Here is a 24,872-nt window from a genome sequence, read left to right on the forward strand (position 1 = left end):
AAAATACTTTTTTATCGTAAGTTTACGGAAAAGGCCCGTTCCCTTGAGAGCAAACCATCTTCAAGATATCGCTGTTTTGTTTTTTGCGAATTCCGCAATGGAGGACGCACGCCAAAAAAAATTCTTTGGAGAACCTTCACTCTTCAAAGCTTTATCCGAACAAACCTTAAAAACTATTAAGGCCTCCGGCCTTCCTTTTTTTCATTTCAGTGACACGGAGCAAAAAGGTGCCAATTTTGGGGAGCGATTTGCCCATGCCATTCAAGCCATAATTGAATTGGGCTTTTCAAAAGTCATAACCGTTGGGAATGACAGCCCCAATCTATCCAAACAACATATTGACAAAGCCGCTTTGCAACTGTCCCAGGGGAATTCAGTTGTAGGTCCTTCCAAGGATGGTGGTTGTTATCTTATTGGGATTCATGCAAGTGACTTTCATATGGAAGATTTTGTTGCGTTGCCCTGGCAAACCTCTAGCTTGCGCAAGGCGTTGAATCTTTTTATTTTGGCTAAGGGTAGAAGCGTCCGCCAGTTGAACCTTCTTGATGATATTGATTCCATTTCAGATTTAAAAAGGCTCTCCAATTTTGTAAGGCAAGTGGGTTTAAAATTGCTTCAACTTTTTTCCAACATCTGTTCGACTACAAAACACGTCTTTGAAATTGATTTCCTTTCAAGCCAACTTCATTTTTCAAACATTCCTTTCAATAAGGGCTCACCCTTAGGTTTTGCTGCTAGCAGAATCCAATAGACCCTAGCATTCCTATTTATTATTATAAAAGTACTTCTTCCGAAGAAGCACAATAATCTATTTAAAGCAAAACAAATGGCTAACTCATATTATGATCCAGCGGATCTTAGAAAATTTGGAAAAATAACCGAATGGAGCGAAGAACTTGGTACTAAATTCTTCGACTATTATGGAAAAGTTTTTGAAGAAGGGGCATTAAGTGCAAGGGAAAAATCATTAATCGCCTTGGCGGTTGCCCATGTGGTGAAATGTCCTTATTGTATCGATGCCTATACCAAAGATGGACTGGAACGTGGCATTACCAAAGAGGAAATGATGGAAGCCGTCCACGCCGGTGCCGCCATTGAAAGTGGAGCTACCCTAGTGCACGGCGTGCAAATGATGAACAAGTACAACAAATTATCCATGTAATCGTCCCTTATGGAACAGAGCATATTGCCGGAAATTAAAAAAGCAGCCAAAAAATCACTGAAAGCACGTGAAAATGAGCTCGCCTCTACCAACAAACAATTGGAAATCCTAAATGGTGGTCCCTTTGCGGAAGGGGAACTTCCCTATTTTAAGGACAAGATAGCCGAAATAGGACATGCCCCTTTACGTCCCAGAAAATTGGAAATTCTTCAAATCAATGTGGGCTATATGTGCAATCAGGTATGCGAGCATTGCCATGTGGATGCAGGGCCCGACCGAAAGGAAATCATGACACGGGAGACGATGGAGCTGTGCTTAGAAGTTATCCGCAACACAGGAGCGCATACCTTGGACCTAACCGGAGGTGCGCCTGAAATGAACCCCAACTTCAGATGGTTTGTAGAGGAAGCGGCCAAAGCGGGAATACAGGATTTCATTGTTCGTTCCAACCTTACCATTATCCGAGCCAATAAAAAATACTACGATTTACCAGACTTCTTCAAGAAGCATAACGTGCATGTGGTTTCTTCAATGCCCCACTATACTAGGGGAAAAACGGACAAGCAGCGGGGCGATGGGGTTTTTGATAAATCCATCAAAGCATTGCAAGAGCTGAATGCCGTTGGATATGGCATGCCCGACAGTAGTTTGCGACTAGATCTAGTCTATAATCCTTCCGGAGCTTTTTTACCAGGAGATCAAGAAGCCATGGAGCGGGATTTCAAAAAAGCATTGAAAGAAGATTTTGATATTGATTTTCATAGCCTTTTTGCCATTACCAACCTTCCTATATCACGCTTTTTGGATTATCTCATCGCTTCTGACAATTATGAAGACTATATGTATGCCTTGGTGGATGCCTATAATCCTTCCGCAGTGGCCAATGTGATGTGTACCAACACCATTTCCGTTAGCTGGGATGGATGGCTGTACGATTGTGATTTTAATCAGATGTTGGATTTAAAGGTGGGCAGTAAGGTAAAACACATCAAAGATTACAATGAAGACATTTTGAATGATCGGAACATTGTGATTTCACAACATTGTTATGGGTGTACCGCTGGAGCGGGCAGTAGTTGTCAGGGAACTGTGGCTTAAGTAAAACCCTTTTGTCTCCGTAATCAAACACTTAAACCGACCCTCTGGTCGGTTTCTTTCTTTGGGAAGATGCCGTTTTCTCAATTTTTGAGCTTTTTAACGATTTTTCTTAGGAGAACATCCCTTTTTGTTATCCCCCCTACTTGATTCACAGAACTTTGTAACAGACCAAAGGGTCTAAAACACCCAAAACCAAATCTTATGCAAAAGAACCTAAAATCAAGGGTTACCATAAACCGACTTTGTTATAAAGGACTTGATGTTTTTACCAAAAAGGGATACCACAATACCAGTCTTGATGATATCTTAAAAGAGTTGGAACTGTCCAAGGGGGCTTTCTATCACCATTTCAAATCAAAAGAGGATTATTTCATTTACATTATTCAAAATTTGGTGGTGCGTAAAATTTTCTCACTTTTAATCGAACCCTTGGATACGCACGACAATCCAATCCCGGTGATTGTCGAAACCATAGAAAATGCTCTGGAGCCCGACAAGAACAATGAACTGGCCTACGGGTTTTTATTATCAGATTTTTTGGCAGAGTTCAACAACCGAAATGAAGAAATAAACAAATACTTGCAGGACATCTTGAGTTTGTGGGAGGTCAACTTGGTTTCTCTTCTAAAAAAAGGAAAATATGATGGGCATATTGCTCGACATGTGGACTGCGAAGGTGCGGCGGCCTATATTATTGCTTCTTACCTTGGAATGCGAACCCTATTAAAAGGGTCAGATTCAAAACAGTTTGTTTATCGATACATTCAGCAACTGAAAAGCTATTTTAATAGTCTGAAGCCGATTGCGATTTATGCCTAGCTGACCAATAGTGCATTAATTTTGGCAATTACTTCTTCCACAGAAATCGATTCCATAACCTTCTCGTATCCCTTGGGAACTTTGTTTCCGTATACTGAAGTTGGGATTAAAGGGAATTGTTCCCGATCAGAAAGCAAGGCATTTTCCATAGGTTGATCAAAGGGATAAAACCCTGCATAGGGGTGGGTAACCCCCCAAAGGGTAATTACCGGAATACCATAATTTGCCGCCAAATGTGCATTTCCACTGTCCATAGATACCATCACATCCAAATTGGAGATCAATATCAATTCTTCAGAAAGGGATAGTTTTCCAGCAACATTGACGATATTGGTTTTTTCCTGAGCTAACCTGTCCAAATGAATGATTTCTTGTTCACCACCTCCAAACAATATAATTTTATACTTATTGGTATCATTTAAAGTGCTTATTACTTTTTCCATAGAGGACAATGAAAACATTTTGCCCTCGTGGGCCGCAAAAGGAGCGATTCCCACCCATTTTTTGGAATCTTGTTGAACAAGGTTGAGGAGTTTATCCGATAGTGGTTGTCTTTTTAGGAGCTGAACTTCGCGTAAATCAATCGGGAAATCCAAGACTGAAAAAACGTCTGCATAACGTTGATGAGTGGGCTTTAATGGCTTAAAGGCGTCTTCTTTTCCTTTGGTTAATGCCCGTTTTTCTTTTCTTCCCTTATCTATCTGCTGAAAAGGAATACCGCTTAAAAGAAAATATTTTTTGAGAACCTGGCTTCGCAAAACGTTGTGTAGGTCTGCTACCCCAGTGACTTTTAACTTTTCAAGTTCTTTGTACAACCGCCATAAGCCCATAAGCCCTTTATGTCGTTTTTTGACGTCGGCTGTATGTACTTCTACGTTTGGGATTCCTTCGAAAATAGGAGCGAACTGTCTTTTTGTTAATACGGTCAGTCTTAGGGAAGGGTATTTGGCGACCAAACCCAAGATAACGGGTGCCAGCATGGCCACATCGCCCAAAGCAGATAATCGTATGACCAAAATATGGGCCGATTCATCCTTTTTGCTCACGGAGTACAGGATTCAATTCGTCATCGTTGTACATCTTCATCTGTTTGTAGACCTTCATGTACTTGGTTCCAGCTTCAATATCTGCCAATAGTTGGTCTATGGCACTGGATAAATCCTTTTTTTGTTCCAACAAAACAGCAAGCTTGGTTCCACACTTTTCAATATGTTGGGGAGAAGCATCTTTTCTATCGACTTCTTCTTGCATATGATAGACTTTTAGCGCCAAAATAGATAACCTATCTATCGCCCAGGCTGGACTCTCAGTGTTGATGGTAGCATCCTCTTCTACTTGTACCGATTGGTATTTGTTTAAAAAGTAACTGTCAATATACTCCACTAAATCGGTTCGATCTTGATTGCTGGCGTCAATCTTCCGTTTCAAATCAAGTGCATCGACAGGTTCAATATTGGGATCTCTAATTATATCCTCATAATGCCATTGCACCGTGTCAATCCAGTTTTTTCGAAAGAGCAGGTGCTCAATTCTATCTTTTGGATAAGGATTTCGAAAGTCTTGATATACATCATCCTTGATATGATAGGTGTTGATACTTTCTTCAAAAACCGCAAAGGCGAGTGCGCTGAACATATTCTTTTCAATTTTTGCAAAGATATTGTATTAAGGTTTAAGAGGTCAATCCTAAGGTAAAAATCAAAAGGGGAACCAATATGAAAAGTGAAACCGCTATTTCTCTATATCGTGTATTGCGAATAGTCTCCACATAGTTCGTCAAAAAAACGGCGACTGGGAAAAAGCACAGTATCAACGGACTTGAGCTTTTCATTTTGAATAGGGTTAAAATCATGGAAATCAGAAAAGCAAAGAACAGAATGCGAAGTGCCAATAACTTTCCGCCCCCTTTTTTACGGAGTCTAATAAACACCAAGGTCATTAGCGCTAATGAGAAAATAAAAAAAAGCAGAAACCTACTGTTTTTAATACGCCATTGGGTCTCTCCCAAAAACTCAGGGGAAAAGGTGTAATGCTGCACGAAAAACGTGGTGTTGTCATACACCCTTAAGATGGAAAAAGCCAAAACAAAAACAGTGGAAATAGCCACAAATGGAACCAACCAATTTTTATAATTGTTTCTTTCGTACACATTGATCACCAAGAAAATCAAGACCAAAAAGATTAGCATCCAGTCATAAAAAAAGCTGGAGATGCAAACAAATAATGCTGCATCAAAGATCTTGTGCTTTACATTTTTCATGGATTTTATGGCCAGTAGTCTCCAAAGTGCCAATAGCAAAAATAAGTTTGCAAAAATTCCATTCTTGTCCAAAACTGTGTCCGAAAACGAAAGCAACAACAAGACGAAAAAAAGCATAGTAAACGAACTGAAGCCCGTTATTTTTTCAGTTCGGATTATTTCATTGATTACAAAAAGTTCGAGAACAAGGACCATTACCGCCAGCCCCTCTGAAATTGGTTTTTCAGTCCAGATTTGTACAGAATTCTCAAACGACACATAAAATCCGTAAAACAACACCAGAGAAACCGCCAAAATGATATAATTAACCGGTTTTGTTTTACTGAAAAAGCTTGAAATCATGTTGGGTTTTACTACTTTTGCAGAGTAAATATAGACAAGATGAGCAAGTTTTTTTATGGCATTGAAGACTTATTCGTAAATGTACTTTTCGCGCCTTACGATTTTTTTAGGTTTATGGAAAACTGGTGGGCCGAGAATACAGTAAACTGGTTGTTCTTTGTATTCGGTTTTGTTGCCATGATCTATTGGATGCAACAACTTAAGATTTTCAACGATCGAGGGGAAGAGGACAAAAGCATCAGCTCTCATTCTTACCTATAGGTCAAACCCTAAATCCTTTCGGTAATATATTCCTTCAAAATCCAATTTCTTGATATTGGCATAGGAAGTTTTTAATGCTTCCCTGAAGTCCTTTCCAAAGCCGGTAATGGCTATGACCCTTCCTCCATTGGTCAAGACCTTCCCGTTGTCTTCCTTAGTGCCTGCATGAAAAACCAAGGCTTCTTTTATATTTTCAATTCCCGTAATTTCCTTACCTTTTTCATAAGCTTCTGGATATCCACCTGAAACTGCCATTACCGTAGTGGCTGCTCTTGCATCAATCTCAAGATTGACTGCGTTCAAGTTTCCATCAGCAGCTGCACACAAAAGGTCAACGGCATCAGTTTTTATTCGAGGAAAGACGACTTCAGTTTCTGGGTCCCCCATACGTACATTGTACTCAATCACTTTGGGTTCATCTCCTACCTTGATAAGCCCAATGAAGATGAAACCTTTGTAGGGTAAATTATCTGTTTTTAGGCCCGCAACGGTTGGTTTTACAATCTTGCGTTCAATTTTCTCCATCAATACCTTATCAACAAAAGGTACTGGAGAAATGGCCCCCATACCCCCTGTATTTAATCCAGTATCACCTTCACCTATACGTTTGTAATCTTTGGCGGTAGGGAGTATCTTGTAATCGGTTCCATCTGTTAGTACGAAACAACTTAGTTCGATGCCATCCAAAAATTCCTCAATGACGACCGTTTCACTGGCTTTTCCGAATTTGGCATCCAATAACATGGATTTCAACTCCTGTTTTGCATCCTCTAGGTCGGGAAGAATCAAAACCCCTTTACCTGCCGCCAATCCGTCCGCTTTCAATACGTAAGGCGGAGAAAGTGTTTCTAAAAATTCGTAGGCTTGATCCAGTTCCTGTGAAGTAAAACTTTGATACGCCGCAGTTGGGATTTTATGTCTCATCATAAATTCCTTTGCAAACTCCTTACTGCCCTCCAAAGTTGCAGCAGCCTTCTGCGGACCAATTACGGATACATGTTTTATATCATCATCAGCAAGAAAAAAATCGTGGATTCCATTGACCAATGGGTCTTCTGGTCCTACGACAACAAGATCTATTTTCTCATCAACAACCAAATTTTTGATGGCATTAAAGTCGTTTACTCCAATGGCCACGTTCTTGGCAATTTGGGCGGTCCCGGCATTTCCCGGAGCAACCAACAATGTGCCCACTTTTGGACTTTGTGAAATTTTGAGGGAAATAGCATGCTCACGACCTCCGGAGCCAAGGACAAGAATGTTCATTGTTCAAATTTTGGGCTAAAATACGTTTTGACAGGGATTTCTCTATTTGTTATTTGAAAAATCACGATGTGCTTCCCACAGTTGTTCGGGTGAAAGTGATTTGAAATAGTTGTAGGCTTTTTTAAGCCCCTCTGCTCGCTCTACTTTGGGTTCCCAGTCTAAGATTTCTTTGGCCCTGGAAATATCTGGCTGACGCTGAAGAGGGTCGTCCTGTGGAAGGGGTTTGAAGACAATTTTTTGGTCCGTTCCTGTGAGTTTGATAATTTCTTCGGCGAATTCAAGAATAGTGGTTTCCTCTGGATTACCAATGTTGACCGGTTCAACATAATCACTCATCAAGAGCCTGTAAATGCCCTCGATTTGATCATCGATATAGGTAAAAGACCGTGTTTGGGAACCGTCTCCAAAAACCGTTAAATCCTGCCCTCTAAGGGCCTGGCCGATGAAGGCTGGTACGACGCGCCCATCATTCAAGCGCATTCGGGAACCATAGGTGTTGAAAATTCGAACAATACGTGTGTCCAGTCCATGATGCCTATGATAGGCCATGGTAATGGACTCCAAAAACCTCTTGGCCTCATCATAAACTCCTCTGGGCCCAATTGGACTTACATTGCCATAATAGTCTTCATTCTGGGGGTGTACAAGGGGGTCACCGTATACCTCAGAGGTAGAGGCGACCAAGATTCTAGCACCATGATCCTTGGCCAATCCCAATAAATTTAACGTTCCCAATGAACCTACCTTTAAGGTATCGATAGGGATTTTTAAATAATCGATTGGACTTGCCGGGGATGCGAAGTGTAAAATATAATCCATCTTCCCGGGCACGTGAACAAACTTTGTAACGTCGTGATGGTAAAACTCAAACCGTTCTAAAGGAAACAGGTGTTCAATGTTCTTGAGGTCTCCCGTGATAAGGTTGTCCATGCCAATGACATGATGCCCTTCAGCTATAAAGCGATCACAAAGATGAGATCCGAGAAATCCGGCTGCACCGGTGATGAGGGTTTTTTTCAATCGTTCTTATCTTTTTTTTTCAATGGCTTTTCAATCTTCCCCTTAAGACTATCCATTTTTCTTCTGAGCAGAATCTTTTGTTTTAGGGTAGTAAAGTTGTAGTTGTATTTAAAAAAAATGTAGGCCAAGAAAATTACTACAGCGACCAGCATGATCACCATCCCCAAGTTTTTAGCCTTACTGCCCAAAATGATAAAGAGCACTACAAACAATATATTGAAGCATCCAATAATAAAACTCGCCTGCTTGTGAGAGAGTCCCCAAAAATCAATCAAAACATGATGGACATGGTTCCTGTCAGGAGATAACGGAGATTTTTTGTTGGCCAGTCTAAGAGCGAATACCCGTGCAGTATCAAAAAGAGGAACAATTAAAATGCTTATGGCAATCAAGGGTGCATTTTCCAAAAGGAATGGCAGACCTTCATAGGATTCAGGTTTTAAAGCGAGAAACTTGAGCGTCAATACGCTGATTATAAAACCAACAATCAATGAACCCGTGTCACCCATGAATATTTTTTTGTTGGAAGAAATATTAAACCCAAAAAATGCCATAAGGCAAGCGTTCATTGTTATACTCAATAACGCAAAAAAATATTCTCCTGACAAATAGAATATTGTTGTATAAATCATCATTATTACAACACCAACTATGGAAGCCAATCCGTCAATACCGTCAATAAGGTTGTACGAATTTATAATGGTCAACATTAAAAATCCTGCGATAATAAGATTAAGAAAGTACGGGATTTCATAGACATTCAAAAAACCATTGAGAGACTCTATCTCAAAACTATTATTGGCTATAATAAAAGCAACTGCCAAAGTTTGAGCTACTAGCTTTGAACCAGGAGATAGGACCACCAGGTCATCCTTGAGACCAATAATAAAAAGAATAGTCAAGCTAGGAATTAGGTAGATTATTTCGTTCGATGCTTCCCAATCTTTTATAAAAAACAAGGCAAAAACCAAAGTGAAGAAAAACGATACCCCACCCAAAGTAGGTGTTTTGTTTTTGTGCGAACTCCTGCTGTTAGGGTCATCCATCAGTCTTTTATACTCAACAACGCCTATTATCTTTGGAATAGTAAGATAAACCAACAAAAAGGAAGCTATGAAAACTAAAACAGCTGTTTCTAAAAAATTCATTCCCCAAAGGTAGAAAAACTTAACTCAATCACTTAAATACCCCAGCATTTGCCTAGCTAGATTTGACCTATCGAAATCCGAGGTCATTTCATTAAACCTTTCTTTTTTAATTTCAGAATTGAGGGCCATATTAAGTTTTTCCTTGAAATCAATCATGTTTTCTGGTTCAAAGCAAAATCCTACGGCATACTTTTGAATAAGTTCTTTTGATTCTCCCTCAACACCCAATAAGATAGGTTTGTGCATCCCGGCAAGTTCAAAAATCTTTGAAGGCAAAACGGACTTAAAAGTATTGGACTTCCTTAAGTTGACCAAGGCAACATCCAATATAGAGATATACTGTTTTACTCTTTCTTTTTCAACAGGTGGCAGCATGGTCACATTGGTCAAGGCCAGTTTTTTGCATAGGGCAAGCAAATTTGCTTTTTCAGCCCCAGTTCCTATCAAAAGAAAATGCAACCTATCATCTTTTATTTCTGCAGCACATTCTAAAATAAAATCCAATTTGTGCGCCATTCCGTGTGTGCCAATGTAGCCTATAATACGTTTATTCTGAAGCCCTAATTCCTTTAAAATTGCCTGGTTCTTTGGCATGGGTTTAAACACTTCAGAATTAACTCCATTTTTGACTACTTCTATTTTGCTTGCTGATATTTCCTTTTCTTTCACCAATTGCTCTTTAAAAGAGTCTGTAACAGTGATTATTTTCCATGCACTTTTGTACATACGCAGTTCAAGAAATTCGAAAAAGCGGATAACCGCGTTTCTCTCCATAGCTCCAACAGCTCTAATGGATTCGGGCCAAATATCTCGCACTTCCATCACCCAGGGTTTGCGCTTCCAAAAAGATAACCAACGTCCGGATACCGCTGTAAAAAATTGAGGAGAGGTGGCAACAATTAAATCAGTTTTAACGAAAAGGCCTGCCCAAAACGACATTGCCATAAAGCTTAAAAAATCAATAATTCGCCTTAGGAACCCTTTGTTGGCTGCTATATAGGTCCAAACCCTGATAATCTTTATGCCATCAATTATTTCGGTTTGGCGCCACTTGTTCCTATAACCCATAAACACTTTGCCTTCCGGAAAATTGGGCGCACAGGTGATTACAGTGACATCAGCACCTTGTTTTACCCACTGCTTACAATGTTCAAAAGTACGTGTTGCCGGGGCATTAAATTCTGGCGGAAAATTATCTGTCAAGAATAATAGCCTCATACCTCTATCTGGGCATTAAGGTTTCTTTGAAAAGATACTATTATTTTAAGTGACTTTTCTCTTAGGTTAAACCCTTTACAGAAATTGTATTTGCCTATTTCTATTCCTATGGCTCCGTCGAATTTTATGGTGATATTTTCATTGCACAATTCTACGAGATTTTGATTCAAATCGATTTTCTTAACCGAAGGATGAAAGTGGAAAAACGCACTTTGTTTTTGCATAGTGTTCTTGTTCAGCTCGTCATTAATTATGACTCGTGAAGGTTCAAACGTAAAGCTCCTTGTGTGTTCAATGCCAAGATTGCTATATCCATTATGTGTCGCCTTTACGTAATCTGGTCCTTCTTCCAAAGAAACGATTCTCGCTCGTTTTGCAACTCGAAATCCACCCCACACCTGGGTTTGGTCTTGATTACCTACTTGAACCGTGTTGTGAGACACCGTTCCTCTTTCTTGTCTACGTAATCTGTTTTTCTCGTAAGTAGAGATGCCAGTATCGACGATTACAGGTCTGCCAGAGACATACATTTCAAAGTTGAAAGTGTCCGAATGGGCATGCCCCGGTTGATAGTCCGGACCTACATTCCCAACGTCTAAGAAAAATTCATACTTAGAACGAAAAAACTTTCTATAGCCGGAGTCCGTAAGTTGTCCTTTCGTCCAATTCAATTTGAGTTTTTCGGCATAATCGAATATTTGTCTTGATGTTGGGGCAATTCCATATGCACTGTCATTAACCATTGGAATATTTCCATTGGAGAAGGTCGTCTCTTCAAGCCAAGAGAGCATTTTAGATGCTTTTTGCCTTAAAAAAAGTTCTATCCCATCTTCTTTCCATTTGTTATGATGAGAAAGATTAATACACTCCATCAGTCGGTACAAAACAATCTGATGATACATTGGAGAAAGTTCAAAATGGGCCCCATCCTTTAAAATTTGTTCATTGAGCTCCTCCTTCAGTATTTTAATGGCCTTTTTGTACAATACCTCATCTTTAAAAAAATAGGCTCCAAAGAAAAGAGAAAAACCATTTTCCAAAAGATGATTTCCTAAAAGATGGTATTCCAGGTTGTGAAAAAGTATTTGGTAATGACCGAATAGCGCTTTGTTGATGTCATAATCAACTATAGAATGCTTTGACAGGAATTTAATCCAATTGATTCCTCGAAGTGAAATTGGGTATGGCTCTTTACCGTCTTTTAAGCTATCATTTTCAGCAATAAATTTCTGGATTAGAAATAAGCCATCATTCAATGAGATTTCTTCTTGATTCAAATAATCAAAATAATTCAGGTTATACGTCCATAATTTTCCATAGTCATTTAAGTTCCAGTCAAATTTTTCGCTAAATGAATGCCGAATATTAAGAAATTCAAATGTATTTGTGCTCAATAAGCTGTTTTCGCTCAACACAAAATCCTCCCAAATTATTGATTGGAAAGGTTCATTCAAATCCCTTGCTGAATTATAATTGCCAATTTTTAAAACAGCTTTTAAACGATAATAGCATTGGTAATAGACCTGTTTTAGTTTAAAATAACGAACTGTTTGTAGAAATTTAATCATCAAAAACCATTCAAAGTGGGAGTTTAGTTTATATTAAAAAAATTAGCGAAAGCATAGCGCTCTTCAAATTCTGTCGATAGACATAAAAACAAAAGCAGCTGAAAATTCCCTTTATCTATGCTCAAATTATTTTCGTTTCACAAAATATATGGCCAAGTTTTTATTGTGATATGTTTTTTGCCAGAATACCATCATAGATGCGAATTTAATCCAAATGGACGCCAAATTATGCTACTTGGTCATTGTTTTGTTTTGCCTTTAAAAATTGTAGTGCCCTCATAAAACCTTGAAACATTTTTAAGGGTGATGCTTCCTCCAGTATGGTCTTCGTTGCCTGTGAAGAGAGGAGGGCCAATTCTTCAGGGTTATTCAAAATTTCAACAATTTTTTCCTTTAGCTTTATTTCGTCTTCAGCAATATATCCGTTTTTTCCATTTTTCAAATAGACAATTTCCGGGCTATGATGAACATTCATAGTCAATACTGGAAGACCCCAATACATCGCTTGGTTAATGCCCAGGCCATTGGTTCCTGGAATACAAAACACATCCGAGCATTTAAAAATTTCATTGATTTTCAATTTGTCATATATGGGACCAAGGTAAATTACATTGGTCATTCTTTCAATTGTCTCTTCAATTGCTTTAGGCATGTTTGACCCTACAATTATCAAGCCAGTATCCATGTCTTTAATGTCCCTGAAAATATTAATAATTACATCTAACCTCTTTCTCTTTTGTATTCTTCCAACGAACAAAACTATTTTTGTAAACTTAAAACTATGTTTTTTTCTTAACTCTTCTTTGCTGTCGGTTATTTTTGGAAAATCAAAAAAGTTAATGGTATTGTTGGCTACAAAAGTTTTTTGGCGATTTCTTTTAGAAACATACTTTAATTCATTTTTTGAGTACAAAAGGATGCTATCCGCCGAAAATCTGAGGTACGCATAAATCATGCGTTTTAATTTGTTATTTGGATTTTGCATACTGACTCCATGGCTCCAATAGACTATTTTTATCCCTCTATTTTTGAGCCATAACCAATAACTCCACGATGCCAGATTGTATGGATTCCAATGAAATATTACGGTATCTGGTCTAAGTTCCAGTGTTGTCCTTTTCAGTTGGGAATATCTAAATTCTCCATGAGAGTAATTAAATTGAATTTGGGTGTCCTCCAATTTCTTGTCCGAGAACACATGAAGCTCTATTTGGTTGCTTCGAAAATATGTATGGAACAAATTGTATAAGGATACCCTGTAATGAAGCATCAATTCTGAAACCAATAGTACCCTTTTTGTCATAATGTATTCATATAAAAAGCTAAGTTTTTCAGTTGTAATTTAGATGCCGGTCAAAAACTTCAATATTATCTGTAGAAGATTTTAAGCGTTCTGTTGACATTCTTGCCCCAATACAGCTTATGATGTCGAGGTTACCGATCTCAAACCAGGCTGTTCATAGAATCAGAATTAAAAACATTTTGAAATAAGAACAAAGAAAGTTATTCATTTACTAATTCAGATTTGACAAAGATTCCAATAAAAAAAAGGCTGGTGAACATTCCCATCTGCCTACTCAACAAGGGTTCCACCAAACAAAGAATTGAGATCGTCCCTATTAAAATACCCATTGCCAAATTTTTCTCTTTAATTGAAAAAAATAGGGGCGTAATAAGAGCCATAGTCAAAAGCAGAAAGCCTATCAAGCCTGTGCCAACAAGTGCTTTTAAGAATTCATTGTGTGGGTCGTACGAGGGTTGTTCAAGTTTATCCGCGTAGTTGAGGTGCTCCATCTTTTGTTTCATTACAGTCCGAACATCCCCGAACCCATGTCCAATAATTGGGGCCTCCTTAATCAAAGCAATAGCGGTGTTGGTGTAATTTATCCTCTCAATAAAACTTCCATTGGTGTTCTCAGAAATATTGGATATCTCGTTTATCATTCTGTTAAATCTTGGGCTTGAAACATGAAACCCCAGTAGTAGAACAGACCCAAATACTATTGAAGCCCAGAACTTCACTTTAACGGGCTTTTTTCGAACTTCGACAAGAAAAATAGTGACAAGCAGAATCACCAGAATAATCACTGTGATTTTGGCCTGCAGTAAAAATATTACAAATGAAATTAGCCCAAGGGCGAGATATTTTATATGTGTGCCGAAGTATGATTTTTTGGAAAAGAACAATACCAAGATGCAGATAATGAGCGAAAAGCAAAAATATGTTCTGTGGATATCCAAAAAAATAAAATTATTCCTTCCATGGAATATTAAATATGAAGCTGTTTCGCTATTTACCCCTTCTTGAAGGGTTCTTTCAATGAAATGCATTTTTTCGGTAATAAAGAAAATGACAAGATGTACAAATCCTGCTAGGCACAATATAATGTTACTCACAATGTAAGCCTTGACAGGCTTTATAAATTCAATCCTGTTTGTAAGAACAAAAAGGGCCGGGGCGACGATATAGAAGGCCCTTCGTCCCAATTTGTCCACACCAAAAGAAACTTCCGTAGTCCAAATCAAGGAAATAGCTTGCCATACAAACAATAGAACAAAGCCAATAAAATAAGGGATAAAAAGTTTAAGGTTTTGTAATATTGTCTCTTTTTGAATTCGAAGCAAGGCAATACCAAGCAATGCTGCCAAAAGTAAGGGCAGAAGTTTAAGATTTAGGGGTAATAATGCTGCAAATGCCAACATTAAAATGTCATTCAGGTGCACCAATATTCTCTTGTGCTGAAGTCTTTCCGATTTCACAAGGCTAATTTCTAAATTCCATTTTACTTGTCGAGACTCCTAAAGGATATTGCGCTCGTTTTTTCTTTAACCCAGAATATAAAATGTGTTGAGCATCTTCAACCCAATTATTTGTAATGCATGGCTTCATTTGATTTTTAGCTTAGTGTTTCTTAACTAATTTGTGCTAAAAGTAGTATAAGTTTGGTATAAAGGCCAATCGTTAAATTGAACGATATTCTTAAAACTTAGTATTAGAGTGCCTTCTTCTGCTAATTAAACTAATGGGAAATTATACATCCCAGAGTCTAGTAGCCCAAGTAGGTATTATATTACCTATTTGTCATAAAACATATCTTTGTCGAATACCATAAACTATTTAATTCAGAATTTGGTTTCAAATACTCGTCTCTTTAAAGTTATCCTTGCCTTAACTGCGTTTCTATTTTTCAATAGTTCTGGATGCCCAGAAAAAAACGACGTAGAATTAAGCCGCGAGATTTCCACCCCGATAAGACAATATCTGAACCTGTTAGACCTTAATAAACTAAACAACCTAAAAAAAGAAGTGCGAACTGGAAATCATAAAGCCTTATATGCAAAGTTCTTGCGGTCAGCAAACAAATTATTGGCTGAAGGCCCATTTTCAGTCACTCAAAAGACCCAAATTCCACCCAGTGGAGACAAGCATGATTACATTTCTATCGGACCATATTGGTGGCCAGACCCAGAAAAATCCAATGGTTTACCATGGATAAATAAGGATGGACAGATAAATCCCATTACTCAAGGAGGAAATACAGATAATGTCCGTAAAAGCACATTCTTCCAGAACGTATACGTTCTATCATTGGCGTATTTTTTTTCTGAGAAAAAAAAATATGCAAAGAAAGCTGAAGAGCTTTTGAGAGTGTGGTTTGTAGATTCTGAAACCAAGATGAATCCGAACCTTAATTTCGCACAGGGAGTACCGGGAAGAATCCCGGGGAGAAGCTCTGGAATTATTGAGTTTTCCGGGATACGACTAGTAATAACTTCCATTGAAATACTTGATTCCCAAAGTGCCATTAACAAAGAAATAATTGACGAACTAAAAATTTGGTTTGCCGACTATCTACATTGGCTTCAAACTAGTGAAGGTGGAATAGAAGCTAAAAAGGCACAGAACAATCATGGAACCTGGTATGATGTCCAAGAAATCACGTTGCTATTGTACTTGGAAAGGTTTGAAGAAGCAAGATTATCCTTGGAGATGGTCAAAACAAATCGCATTGCAACACAAATTGGGCCTGACGGTGCCCAACCCAAAGAATTGATCAGGACCAAAGCTCTGCATTATTCTACATTTAATCTACATGCTTTTACCCTACTGGCCCATTTAGCCGAAAAAAACGACATGGATCTGTGGAACTATCAAGCGGAGAATGGGGCAAGCGTTCAAAAGGCTTATGCTTTCTTAATACCTTACGTTACTGAACAAAAGGAATGGGATTATCAGCAAATAACGAATATAAAAGCTGCCAAGCGCAAGTTGTTGCTCTTGTTTGGAGAAGCCTCAAGCGCTTTTAAGAATACGGAGTTTTGCGAAATAGCCCTATCAAGAAATTCTCAGAAAGATCGGTTTCTTGATTTGGTTACCTCTAAATGCTCTGTCCTATAATTGTGCGGAGTAATCCAAGTACTGTTGCTTTTCAAGTAATTATTTTCAGCTCGCTAATAAAATTGTTACCCAAAAACTCAGGGGTTTTATTTGGAATATAATTCATAAACCTCCGCCCCAGCGCATAAAAACGCACCAGTACCATAAACCTCAGTCTTGTCTGCCCAGGCATTCCCCGGAGCAGCCCCGATGGGTTGCACATAACCTAGCATGCCTTCCTCTGTTACATGCCCAACTAAGTTTGTCCACCCCTTTTTTATTGCTGGTTCAAAGGTTTGCCTATCCAATATTTCGTTGTTTACTCCCCATGTCAAGCCATAAACATAAAAAGACGAACCACTGGTCTCTGGAGTCGGGTAAAACTCTTGACCCAACAAGCTCATGGCCCAATGGCCCTTTGGTGTTTGAAGTTCCAACAGCCTATGTGCCATTTTCTGAAAAATGTTCAAGAAATATTTGTATTCTTTGGACTTAGAATCCAATTCATTCATAATGTGAACAAGGCCCGCAAAAACCCATCCGTTACCTCTTGACCAAAAAATTTTCGTTCCATTGTCTCTCTTAGACATATAGCTTTCATCGCGATAAAATAAACTTTCCTTGTCGTCGAATAGGAAATTTACAGTTGCGGTGTATTCATTCATCAAAAAATCCAGATATTTCTGCTCGCTTGTAATGTTGTAGAGCTTTGCCCAAACTGGAGGAGACATAAATAAGGCATCACACCAATTCCAACGATCTTGGTGATATGGAGTTCTCCATTTCAAAGAAGTCATTGCCGGATGAAACAAAATAAAATCGAATTGTTTAACCGTTGGTTTTATCATTTTATTTAAACCATACTTCCGATAAAGCTCAAGATATAACTGTGCCACGGCGTGGTCATCCGCGTGGTACATGCGTTTGTGTAGTTTCCATTTGTTACGTTCCCCAACGTCCTTAAGCCATTCAAAATACTTGTTTTCATCAGCAATTTTTGCCCATTTTAAGAGACCTATATATAAAGCACTATTGGGCCAAGCCAATGGATGATGATTCTTTAACCCCTTACTGTTCACATCTTGAAAATGTTGAATTTGCCAATTAGCAACTTTTTCCATTATCTCTTTTACTTCCATCGGCTTTATTTCCTGGGCTTTCAGCATACCGAACCCTGACAATAAAAGCAGAATGGAACAAACACTTAAGGGCCTTATTATTTTCATGCCTAAAATTCTTGGAAAAACTCTCATAGCCATTTTCAAACTTAATTTAAAAATAGCAAAATGTGATTAGACAAATAATTATTCAGGCTATTGCCGTTGCCCATGTGGTTTTGATTCATGGATTGAACACCTAATGTTAGGCAGTTATGGAAAATTCAAGTCTTTGAGCTATCCTAATATTGATGCTGTTCTGCTTCCAATTGCTAGGACAGCCTTATTCCGACATTCATTGAAAAAATCAACCTCAAGTAATTCCCATTTATACAATAGTGGAACATGTCCACATAATACCAGCCCGGTTTTTGTTTTGGTTTTTTATTTCTTTCAGCACTACAAAAGCAAAGGAGGAATTTGCAAGAAATGATAATTTGATTTTGCAGAAAACTCGGACAGGGAAAGGTGCCTTATTGGAAATACCAAGACTCTTTGATCGAGGAGTCGCTCCAAACAAGTCGTTTAACTCCTTCTTTTGTGTTCTGATGGTAGTATTGATAATTATCTAAAAGTATACTTATGGATTTGTCAATTTCCTCAAGGTCGTCACCATCTGTCTCCATTGCAATGCCATATTCCCCCGATTCAACAATTTCCGTCATAGGTTCATTCTTTCCTACAACAACAGGCACGTTCATAATAATGGCTTGGTATAGTCGATTGGGCTCACAATATCTATTATTGGGAGTCTTGATATCGTACAAAATGATGCTAAATTTTGCTTTTCTTAAGTATGCCGGGATATGAAGTTGGTTTACAAGTCCAGCAAAGTAAACCCTGTTATTTAGCATATTCCCGTACTTTTCCTTTAGTCGCAAAAGAGTGGGTTTGTCAAAATTCCCAACAACTATGGCTTTCAGGTTTGCCCTGTTAAGTATTGCCTCAACCGTATTGTATGGATGACGTCTGGGCATGGACAGTCCCTGTAGGTAAACATAATCTGAACCATCAAGCCATACAATAAAATCCTTGTAATTCCTGTCCTTCATTGTCGATTCGAGAAACTGTTTGTCCGGCAGGTTCCTCAAATAGTCATGCTTTTTTGGATGCTTGATAACACTTTGCTCTGTTAAGTATTTAATTCGATGGTTGTTGGCATGCAAAATTTTTCTGCTCTTTTTTTCTATATAGTTAAATACTTGTTTCATGCCTTTTCTTTCAAACCGAAACGGAATTTCATGAAGATCCCAAATACATCCGTTTGGTTTTGCGAACAACGGAAACATAAAAGTATATTCCTCATGGGACCATACCAGATCGTATTGCTTTAGATAAGGATATACCCGAAAGTAAAATTCCAAGGACTTGATCAAAAGATACTTCGCCGAGGGCAGACGTTCTCGAGAGGATAGCTTAAAGGATTTAAAAGGCGTACCATACGAAGTCAGCCCTTCTTCTTGTCTATTATCTTCAAAATTCACAAATATGAAAACATCATGTTTTTTTGAAAGACTTATGCATTCCTTTCTGATTCTATCGTCATATTCTAATCCTTTAGTTCTTGCTACAAAGGCGATTTTCATATTAGTAATTGTCTATGCCCCTTAAATCGAAAAGGTTGGGGATTTATAAGCTCAAATTTCCCTCATTTTTTTGAAATGTCTACTGTAAATGAATAGAATCAGCAAAAGAAGTTGAAACGGCAGCTTTAATCGTTGGTGGGACCCTCCAAAATGTGCTATGGAGTATATAGGTAAGAATGCCAAAAGCCACAATAAAAAAGCTTTTTGCTCAAACACCAAAATTCTGAGTGACCTATAGACAGTTCTCAAATTAAAAAGAAGCCATATGAGTATAAAGTAATAGACCAATTGTGTATAAAGTCTTAGCGCTTCACTGGTAATGCCGTATTCTGTTGATAGTTCTGAAGAAAACATTCTTTCAACAATTGCATGGGGCATTGGGGTTAGAACGTATCTAACATGGCTCATAAATATTGCTTTTGGCATATTTGAAGCATCTATCACTCCATCTGCTCTTCTTTGTTTTGCCCTTTCTTCGTATCCCTTGGTTACTAGATAAGTTGCGTTGTATTGATAGGATCGTATTTTTTTCCCTATTGTTGGAGAGGCAAAAAACACAACTATTCCTAGGGCCAGGACAAATACTAGGAAGCTCGCTATTCTTTTTACATTAATTTTAGTAATCAGGTTTTTAATGAACGGGCCTATTTCAAAAAATATAACCGCCAACCATACGGTTGCCAGCATAAATGGTCTTAACATATAAAGGGCAATTGAACAAAAAACTGCAAACACATACCAATTTATCTCCCTTTTATTGTAATTTCTTATTATCAAAATAGCCAATAGCCAAATCAACAAATCCCTTAAATTGGAAATGGCCAAAAACAATAGGTAGGGATAAAAGAAGATGAAAATATAGGGAGATTTGATAAGTGGGAAGGTTTTTTGAAAATAATACAGGAACAGTAAGAGAATGGGAATATTGATAATCTTAATGAAGATACCACCGAGTGGATCCCAATACTTTTCCACATAGTTGACATATCCCCAAAAAGATCTATCAATATTTGCAATCCATACCTCAGGCTCTTCAAAATACTTCAGCCCGTCACTAATTAGATAATCGACATTTCCAGTAAGAAACTCAATTAAAAAAAGAAAATAGGTCACGAAACAAAGACCCAATATGATTACAAAACTTGAGAGCCTTTTTTTAAGAAAATAAGGTATTAATGCCAATAACAACAATAAGGAAAAAAGTATCATAAAAACACCTTTGCATGCACCTCTGCTGACCTATCCCAGGAGTTTTTTTCCAGGAAGTGAGAGCAATTGGTTTTATAAAAATCATAATTCTTTTGAATATTCTGATAACATTCACCAATCGAAGAGGAGTCTTTGACGACAACACCAATTTTGTAATCGTGAATAATCGTATTCAGTGGCTTATGGTCTAAACATAGTATGGGTATTCCATAGCTTGCATACATATAGATTGATGTTGGTACCGACATGTTATCATGACCGATGTAGCCAATTATCTTTTCCCTTGTGTTCAAAATTGTCTTTAGCTCCTTCCTCACAAATCCGGAAAAGAAAAAGATATTCTTGTATTGGCCTTTAAGGATTTGATTTTTTCGGTTTGGTGCAATAATTAAAGTACTCAGTTTTTTTTCTTGAACTCCCAATATCAAAGGTTTAAGATTATTTCTTTTCGCTGCAGATACGGAAATGATGTCAGGATTCGTCTTGTTGTTGGCTTTAAGCCATTCTTGATAGCCTTTTAAAAATTCTTCATTTGGTTCGTTCTGATTTTCAATAAACGATCTATAGTTTCCAAAGCAGGCAACGAAAATCTTCTTTTTAGCCCATTTTGGAAGTTCTTTTTTTATGTCTTCGTGAAATACTACTATTTTATTTGATACCCTGCATAGTATGAATCTTAAAAAATCATTTTCTCTTTTGGAAGGCACATTGTGTTCATAAATATTATGACATGACCATAAGATTCTAGAGCCAGTTAACTTACAAACAAAGAAAATGACCAATATTCTCAGTGGTGTAAGAATCTTGCCTCTGTAGGAAATATACCTGATGTGATACCTTGAATCCTTGCTTTTTAGTAATTGCTTTAAAAGATGAAGATACGTGCCCTCAATTGTATTTATGCCATCCAATCGTGAAAAGACATTTTCGTATTTATAGTCAATTCTTGATTCGCAGAAAATGGATTTTGATTTCACAATTATTTTGTTGTTGAATCCATTTCTGCATTTAAAAAAATAAGATTCTCTCCTTTATGCGAAAAGATGAAATCATATTGACTTACAGCTTTGAAAAGACTTTTGGAACATCCAGGCTTTTTTCTGTCGTGAAGCTCAATAATGAGACATCGTGTTTTGGGCAGCCAGTCCTCAAAATTAGATTCAAAAAGTTCTTTTTCAGCTCCTTCAATATCAATTTTAACGACATCAATGGATGTCAAATTATAAAGCTCCATCAGATGCGGTATGGATATGGTTGTCAAGTTTGAAGCAATATTGCCATCAACGAAATTTTCCGTTTTTTCCGTCATAAAGCCCCATTTACCTTGCCCACTGTCAATTAAACTTATCGTTTCTCCATCAATATTTGAAAGAGCATTTTTATGACATTCAATATTCGGATATCCATGAACATTTTGCTCTAACATTTCAAAATTTGAGTCCTCAGGTTCAATGCAAGCTATTTTCGTGTCAGGGTATTTGTTTACAAAGTATATTGCTGCCAAGCCTATATTGGCTCCTGCGTCAATTATAAATTCCGGTTCGAACCCCAAGGCAATTTCATACTGTTTTTCAAGGAAAATATGCCTAAAGGTCGGCAGGTCACTGGTATGCCTTCTTAGAGTAAAAGGAACTGGTGAGTTTGGTAAAAAAACATTGTCGGTTTTTTCAAATTTAATCTTAAAAAAAATTTCAACCCCTTTCATTCCAAAGGTCTTGATATATCTGTATAAATGTAAAAGGAATCTCATTCTATATTCTTGTTGGTGATCACTTCTTTTCTTAAGTACTTATAATAATAAAAAGTCATAATAATTGACCAAAATATATAAAGTAGCAAATACGATATGCCTGCGCCTTGAAGACCAAAAAACTCTACCAAAAAAAAGAAGAACGAAAAATATAATAAAGTAGATAATAGTAATACCTTAAAAGAAATTCTTGGATAACCCATGGCCAAAACAGCTGGCGTTATAGGGAAGGCTGTCATGGAAAGAACAGCTCCACATAAATACCAAAGTAAGGTTGGTAAACTACCCAAGTAATTCTCCCCAACCGTTAAATAAATAATGTCTTCTCCAAAAACCACAAAGCACAATAGCGCTATTATTCCGAAAATAAAAGTAATAAAAGAAAACTTTTTAATTACTGATGCGAATTCCGTGGTTTTATTTTCCGACCATAATCTGGCAAGCTCTGGATAAATTGATTTGTACAGCGGCTGCGAAAACTGTGTGAATATTTTGGCAAATTGCTTCGCTACTTTATAAAGACCTGTAGCTACACTTCCCAAAAGCGTGTCAACAAGAATAACATCTAAATTTAGTGTTGCCATACGTACTGTGCCATGAAGGTTGGTGGTCCAAATAAAGCTTTTTAGACCCTCGAAACTATTTGCCGTATTCTTTATTTCCTTGTAATTGGGAACGTATTTACCTAGACCTATTTTCTTTTTGTTCAAAAGCGACAAACTACTTAAAATCAAATATATATAGCCGCCAATTTGCGACAGCATTGTAACTATAACGAAATAGATCAGGCCGGATTCCAAGTAATAACCGATTACAACCAAAACAAGTTTCAATATGGCGGCGCCAACGCTACCAATAGCAAAATGTTTGAAGCTATTGAATAGTCTAAGGATGGCGGTAGGGGTGCCTTCAATATTAAATAGTATGGCAATTGAAAACAATGAAGCCATTTGTGCTTTCAAGTCTGACCACCCCAAAAAATAACCAACAACATATGCCAAAATACAGCCTGTGACCGAAGCTAATATGGCTGTGCCTACATCCAGCGAGAAACCCAATCTTAGTAAAGAGGTCAAATCCTCTTTCCTGTCATCTTTCAAAGTTTCGGAGCCATACTTTATAAGAGCCTGCCAAGACTGAAAATTTAAAATCTTATCAATTATCAGTGCATATGCCTGCACTAATGCCAAGACTCCAAATAGTTCTGCCTCCAGGATTCTTGCTATTAGAGCAAAAGAAACAAGACCTATAATTGAAGAGGTTACACTGCCAGATGCGAGAATACCTGCATTATAGAATATCTTTTTAAAAATTGCGGTCTTAAAAAGCTTCAAAGGAATAATTAATTGAATTTAGCCTTCAAAGAAGTCTACATAAAACTCCTATGAATACAGGTCATAGTATATACTTATTGACTATTGGTGAAGAACACCACAAAAATCTAAAACGTCCTTACCACTATCGATAATCAAATTTTTGAATTCCTTATGTGCTACCAAAAAAACAATTAGGTCTGCAATTACAACAGCTTCCTTATAGTCAGTAAGTTTAAAAATTTTGTGTTCTTCAATATTGGGCTCGACAATATAGTACTCTTCGTCATTCGCATCTTGCAGCACTTTTTGTACAATATACTTGGCCGGTGATTCCCTCAAATCGTCAATGTCGGGTTTAAAAGCAAGGCCCATAAGGGCAATTCTTGGTTTTTTCCCATGTTTAAGTTGAAATTCCAATTTTGCATTCTTTACTTTCTCTGCACACCAAAAGGCCTTGTAATTGTTTATTTCCCTTGCCTTTCCAATAAGTTGCGATTCCATAGGGTAATCTGATACAATGAAATAGGGGTCCACCGCAATACAGTGCCCTCCGACCCCGCACCCTGGTCTTAAAATATTTACTCTTGGATGTTTGTTCGCCAAATCAATAAGTTCCCAAACATTTATTGATGCCTTATCGCATATCAGTGAAAGTTCATTTGCAAAAGCAATTTGCACATCCCTAGATGAATTTTCCACTAACTTGCACATTTCTGCAGTTCTGGCATTTGTCTCATGTAATTTTCCTTTTACATATTTCCTGTAAAAATCCACAGCCTTTTCTGTTGATTCGCTATCAATCCCTCCAATAACCCTGTCATTGTGGACCAATTCATACATAACATTACCAGGTAACACTCTTTCCGGGCAGTAGGCAATATGTAGTTTTCCTTCTAGGTCTAGCCTTTCCGTGTAAATCAAATCGCGCATCTTTTCAGTAGTCCCGACCGGTGAGGTGGACTCAATGATATATAAATCTCCTTCCTTCAACAAGGGGAGTATTGCCTTGGTGGCGGCTTGGACAAAAGAAATGTCTGGCTCGTTTTTACCTTTAAAGGGTGTCGGTACAACTATCAGGTATGTGTTGGCTTTCTTAGGAGCAATTTCTGCTTCCAGATAACCATTTGCCACCGCAGCGGCCACTGATGTGTCTAGGTCAGGTTCAACTATATGTATTTTTCCTGCATTGATTGTTTCCACAACCTGTGGATTGACGTCCACTCCTAATACCTTTGTTTTGTTTTTAGCAATAAGCGCGGCAGTAGGCAAGCCTATATAACCCAAGCCCATCATTACTACTTCTGGATTCTCCAT

The 24,872-nt window shown here is 37.8% G+C and carries 23 protein-coding genes; 6 read left to right on the forward strand and 17 right to left on the reverse strand.

Annotation, left to right across the window (positions count from 1 at the left end):
* The first annotated feature begins 43 nt into the window (after nucleotides 1–43).
* The 4 genes from EW142_RS12715 (at nucleotide 44) to EW142_RS12730 (ending at nucleotide 3,079) form a co-directional block, all read left to right on the forward strand.
* The gene (locus EW142_RS12715) at nucleotides 44–751 is read left to right on the forward strand and encodes a TIGR04282 family arsenosugar biosynthesis glycosyltransferase (RefSeq protein WP_130614409.1); all 708 of its coding nucleotides are present in this window, start codon (nucleotides 44–46) and stop codon (nucleotides 749–751) included.
* A gap of 75 nt (nucleotides 752–826) precedes the next feature.
* Entirely contained in the window at nucleotides 827–1,162 is a 336-nt protein-coding gene (locus EW142_RS12720; protein ID WP_130614410.1) for an arsenosugar biosynthesis-associated peroxidase-like protein, read from the forward strand.
* Nucleotides 1,163–1,171: 9 nt separating this feature from the next.
* Nucleotides 1,172–2,260, forward strand: a complete 1,089-nt coding sequence (arsS, locus tag EW142_RS12725) for an arsenosugar biosynthesis radical SAM (seleno)protein ArsS (RefSeq protein ID WP_130614412.1) — start codon at nucleotides 1,172–1,174, stop codon at nucleotides 2,258–2,260.
* Between the two features lie 201 nt (nucleotides 2,261–2,461).
* Complete coding sequence (locus tag EW142_RS12730; protein WP_130614414.1) at nucleotides 2,462–3,079, forward strand: TetR/AcrR family transcriptional regulator; 618 nt, start codon at nucleotides 2,462–2,464, stop codon at nucleotides 3,077–3,079.
* Here the strand turns inward: EW142_RS12730 and EW142_RS12735 are convergent.
* Genes EW142_RS12735 through EW142_RS12745 form a run of 3 tightly spaced genes read right to left on the reverse strand, consistent with a single transcriptional unit; the run spans nucleotide 3,076 to nucleotide 5,681 of the window.
* Nucleotides 3,076–4,125 (reverse strand): glycosyltransferase family 9 protein, encoded by a 1,050-nt coding sequence (locus tag EW142_RS12735; protein ID WP_240740213.1) that lies wholly within the window; start codon nucleotides 4,123–4,125, stop codon nucleotides 3,076–3,078. The two genes, EW142_RS12730 and EW142_RS12735, sit on opposite strands and share 4 nt — an antisense overlap.
* Nucleotides 4,109–4,714: a DUF4254 domain-containing protein gene (locus tag EW142_RS12740; protein WP_130614415.1), complete on the reverse strand. Its 606-nt coding sequence runs from the start codon at nucleotides 4,712–4,714 to the stop codon at nucleotides 4,109–4,111. The genes EW142_RS12735 and EW142_RS12740 overlap by 17 nt, the downstream gene beginning before the upstream one ends.
* A gap of 37 nt (nucleotides 4,715–4,751) precedes the next feature.
* Nucleotides 4,752–5,681, reverse strand: coding sequence for a DUF6427 family protein (locus tag EW142_RS12745; protein WP_130614417.1), 930 nt, complete (start codon nucleotides 5,679–5,681; stop codon nucleotides 4,752–4,754).
* A gap of 39 nt (nucleotides 5,682–5,720) precedes the next feature.
* Between EW142_RS12745 and EW142_RS12750 the strand changes: the two genes are divergently transcribed.
* Complete coding sequence (locus tag EW142_RS12750; protein WP_130614419.1) at nucleotides 5,721–5,942, forward strand: DUF6341 family protein; 222 nt, start codon at nucleotides 5,721–5,723, stop codon at nucleotides 5,940–5,942.
* On the opposite strand, the gene purD is transcribed toward EW142_RS12750, so the two are convergent.
* From purD to EW142_RS12785, 7 genes are all read right to left on the reverse strand, one after another.
* Complete coding sequence (gene purD, locus EW142_RS12755) at nucleotides 5,937–7,208, reverse strand: phosphoribosylamine--glycine ligase (protein ID WP_130614421.1); 1,272 nt, start codon at nucleotides 7,206–7,208, stop codon at nucleotides 5,937–5,939. The genes EW142_RS12750 and purD overlap by 6 nt on opposite strands.
* Before the next feature lie 42 nt (nucleotides 7,209–7,250).
* Entirely contained in the window at nucleotides 7,251–8,228 is a 978-nt protein-coding gene (locus EW142_RS12760) for a UDP-glucuronic acid decarboxylase family protein (RefSeq protein ID WP_130614423.1), read from the reverse strand.
* The gene (locus EW142_RS12765) at nucleotides 8,225–9,376 is read right to left on the reverse strand and encodes an MraY family glycosyltransferase (RefSeq protein WP_130614425.1); all 1,152 of its coding nucleotides are present in this window, start codon (nucleotides 9,374–9,376) and stop codon (nucleotides 8,225–8,227) included. The genes EW142_RS12760 and EW142_RS12765 overlap by 4 nt, the downstream gene beginning before the upstream one ends.
* A 24-nt stretch (nucleotides 9,377–9,400) precedes the next feature.
* Nucleotides 9,401–10,594: a glycosyltransferase family 4 protein gene (locus EW142_RS12770; protein ID WP_130614427.1), complete on the reverse strand. Its 1,194-nt coding sequence runs from the start codon at nucleotides 10,592–10,594 to the stop codon at nucleotides 9,401–9,403.
* Nucleotides 10,591–12,162: an alginate lyase family protein gene (locus tag EW142_RS12775; RefSeq protein ID WP_130614429.1), complete on the reverse strand. Its 1,572-nt coding sequence runs from the start codon at nucleotides 12,160–12,162 to the stop codon at nucleotides 10,591–10,593. The genes EW142_RS12770 and EW142_RS12775 overlap by 4 nt, the downstream gene beginning before the upstream one ends.
* Before the next feature lie 226 nt (nucleotides 12,163–12,388).
* The gene (locus EW142_RS16735) at nucleotides 12,389–13,075 is read right to left on the reverse strand and encodes a glycosyltransferase family 4 protein (RefSeq protein ID WP_165395277.1); all 687 of its coding nucleotides are present in this window, start codon (nucleotides 13,073–13,075) and stop codon (nucleotides 12,389–12,391) included.
* A gap of 590 nt (nucleotides 13,076–13,665) precedes the next feature.
* Nucleotides 13,666–14,922 carry an O-antigen ligase family protein gene (locus EW142_RS12785; protein ID WP_130614433.1) on the reverse strand — a complete coding sequence of 419 codons (1,257 nt, stop codon included), beginning with the start codon at nucleotides 14,920–14,922 and terminating at the stop codon, nucleotides 13,666–13,668.
* Nucleotides 14,923–15,508: 586 nt separating this feature from the next.
* Between EW142_RS12785 and EW142_RS12790 the strand changes: the two genes are divergently transcribed.
* Nucleotides 15,509–16,561 (forward strand): alginate lyase family protein, encoded by a 1,053-nt coding sequence (locus tag EW142_RS12790; RefSeq protein WP_165395278.1) that lies wholly within the window; start codon nucleotides 15,509–15,511, stop codon nucleotides 16,559–16,561.
* Between the two features lie 86 nt (nucleotides 16,562–16,647).
* On the opposite strand, the gene EW142_RS12795 is transcribed toward EW142_RS12790, so the two are convergent.
* The 7 genes from EW142_RS12795 to wecC all read right to left on the reverse strand — a co-directional run bounded on the left by EW142_RS12795 (nucleotide 16,648) and on the right by wecC (nucleotide 24,872).
* Nucleotides 16,648–17,766 (reverse strand): glycoside hydrolase family 88/105 protein, encoded by a 1,119-nt coding sequence (locus tag EW142_RS12795; protein ID WP_130614436.1) that lies wholly within the window; start codon nucleotides 17,764–17,766, stop codon nucleotides 16,648–16,650.
* 404 nt (nucleotides 17,767–18,170) lie between these two features.
* On the reverse strand, nucleotides 18,171–19,283 hold the full coding sequence (locus EW142_RS12800; protein WP_130614438.1) for a glycosyltransferase: 1,113 nt from the start codon (nucleotides 19,281–19,283) through the stop codon (nucleotides 18,171–18,173).
* 51 nt (nucleotides 19,284–19,334) lie between these two features.
* The gene (locus EW142_RS12805; RefSeq protein WP_130614440.1) at nucleotides 19,335–20,108 is read right to left on the reverse strand and encodes a hypothetical protein; all 774 of its coding nucleotides are present in this window, start codon (nucleotides 20,106–20,108) and stop codon (nucleotides 19,335–19,337) included.
* 380 nt (nucleotides 20,109–20,488) lie between these two features.
* Nucleotides 20,489–21,469 (reverse strand): hypothetical protein, encoded by a 981-nt coding sequence (locus EW142_RS12810; RefSeq protein WP_130614442.1) that lies wholly within the window; start codon nucleotides 21,467–21,469, stop codon nucleotides 20,489–20,491.
* Between the two features lie 2 nt (nucleotides 21,470–21,471).
* Complete coding sequence (locus EW142_RS12815; protein WP_130614443.1) at nucleotides 21,472–22,242, reverse strand: FkbM family methyltransferase; 771 nt, start codon at nucleotides 22,240–22,242, stop codon at nucleotides 21,472–21,474.
* Complete coding sequence (locus tag EW142_RS12820) at nucleotides 22,239–23,576, reverse strand: lipopolysaccharide biosynthesis protein (RefSeq protein WP_165395279.1); 1,338 nt, start codon at nucleotides 23,574–23,576, stop codon at nucleotides 22,239–22,241. Before EW142_RS12820 ends, EW142_RS12815 begins: the two co-directional genes overlap by 4 nt.
* A gap of 81 nt (nucleotides 23,577–23,657) precedes the next feature.
* The gene (gene wecC, locus EW142_RS12825; RefSeq protein ID WP_130614447.1) at nucleotides 23,658–24,872 is read right to left on the reverse strand and encodes a UDP-N-acetyl-D-mannosamine dehydrogenase; all 1,215 of its coding nucleotides are present in this window, start codon (nucleotides 24,870–24,872) and stop codon (nucleotides 23,658–23,660) included.

This window comes from Flagellimonas allohymeniacidonis (assembly GCF_004296335.1).
In the GTDB taxonomy this organism is placed as follows: Bacteria; Bacteroidota; Bacteroidia; order Flavobacteriales; family Flavobacteriaceae; genus Flagellimonas; species Flagellimonas allohymeniacidonis.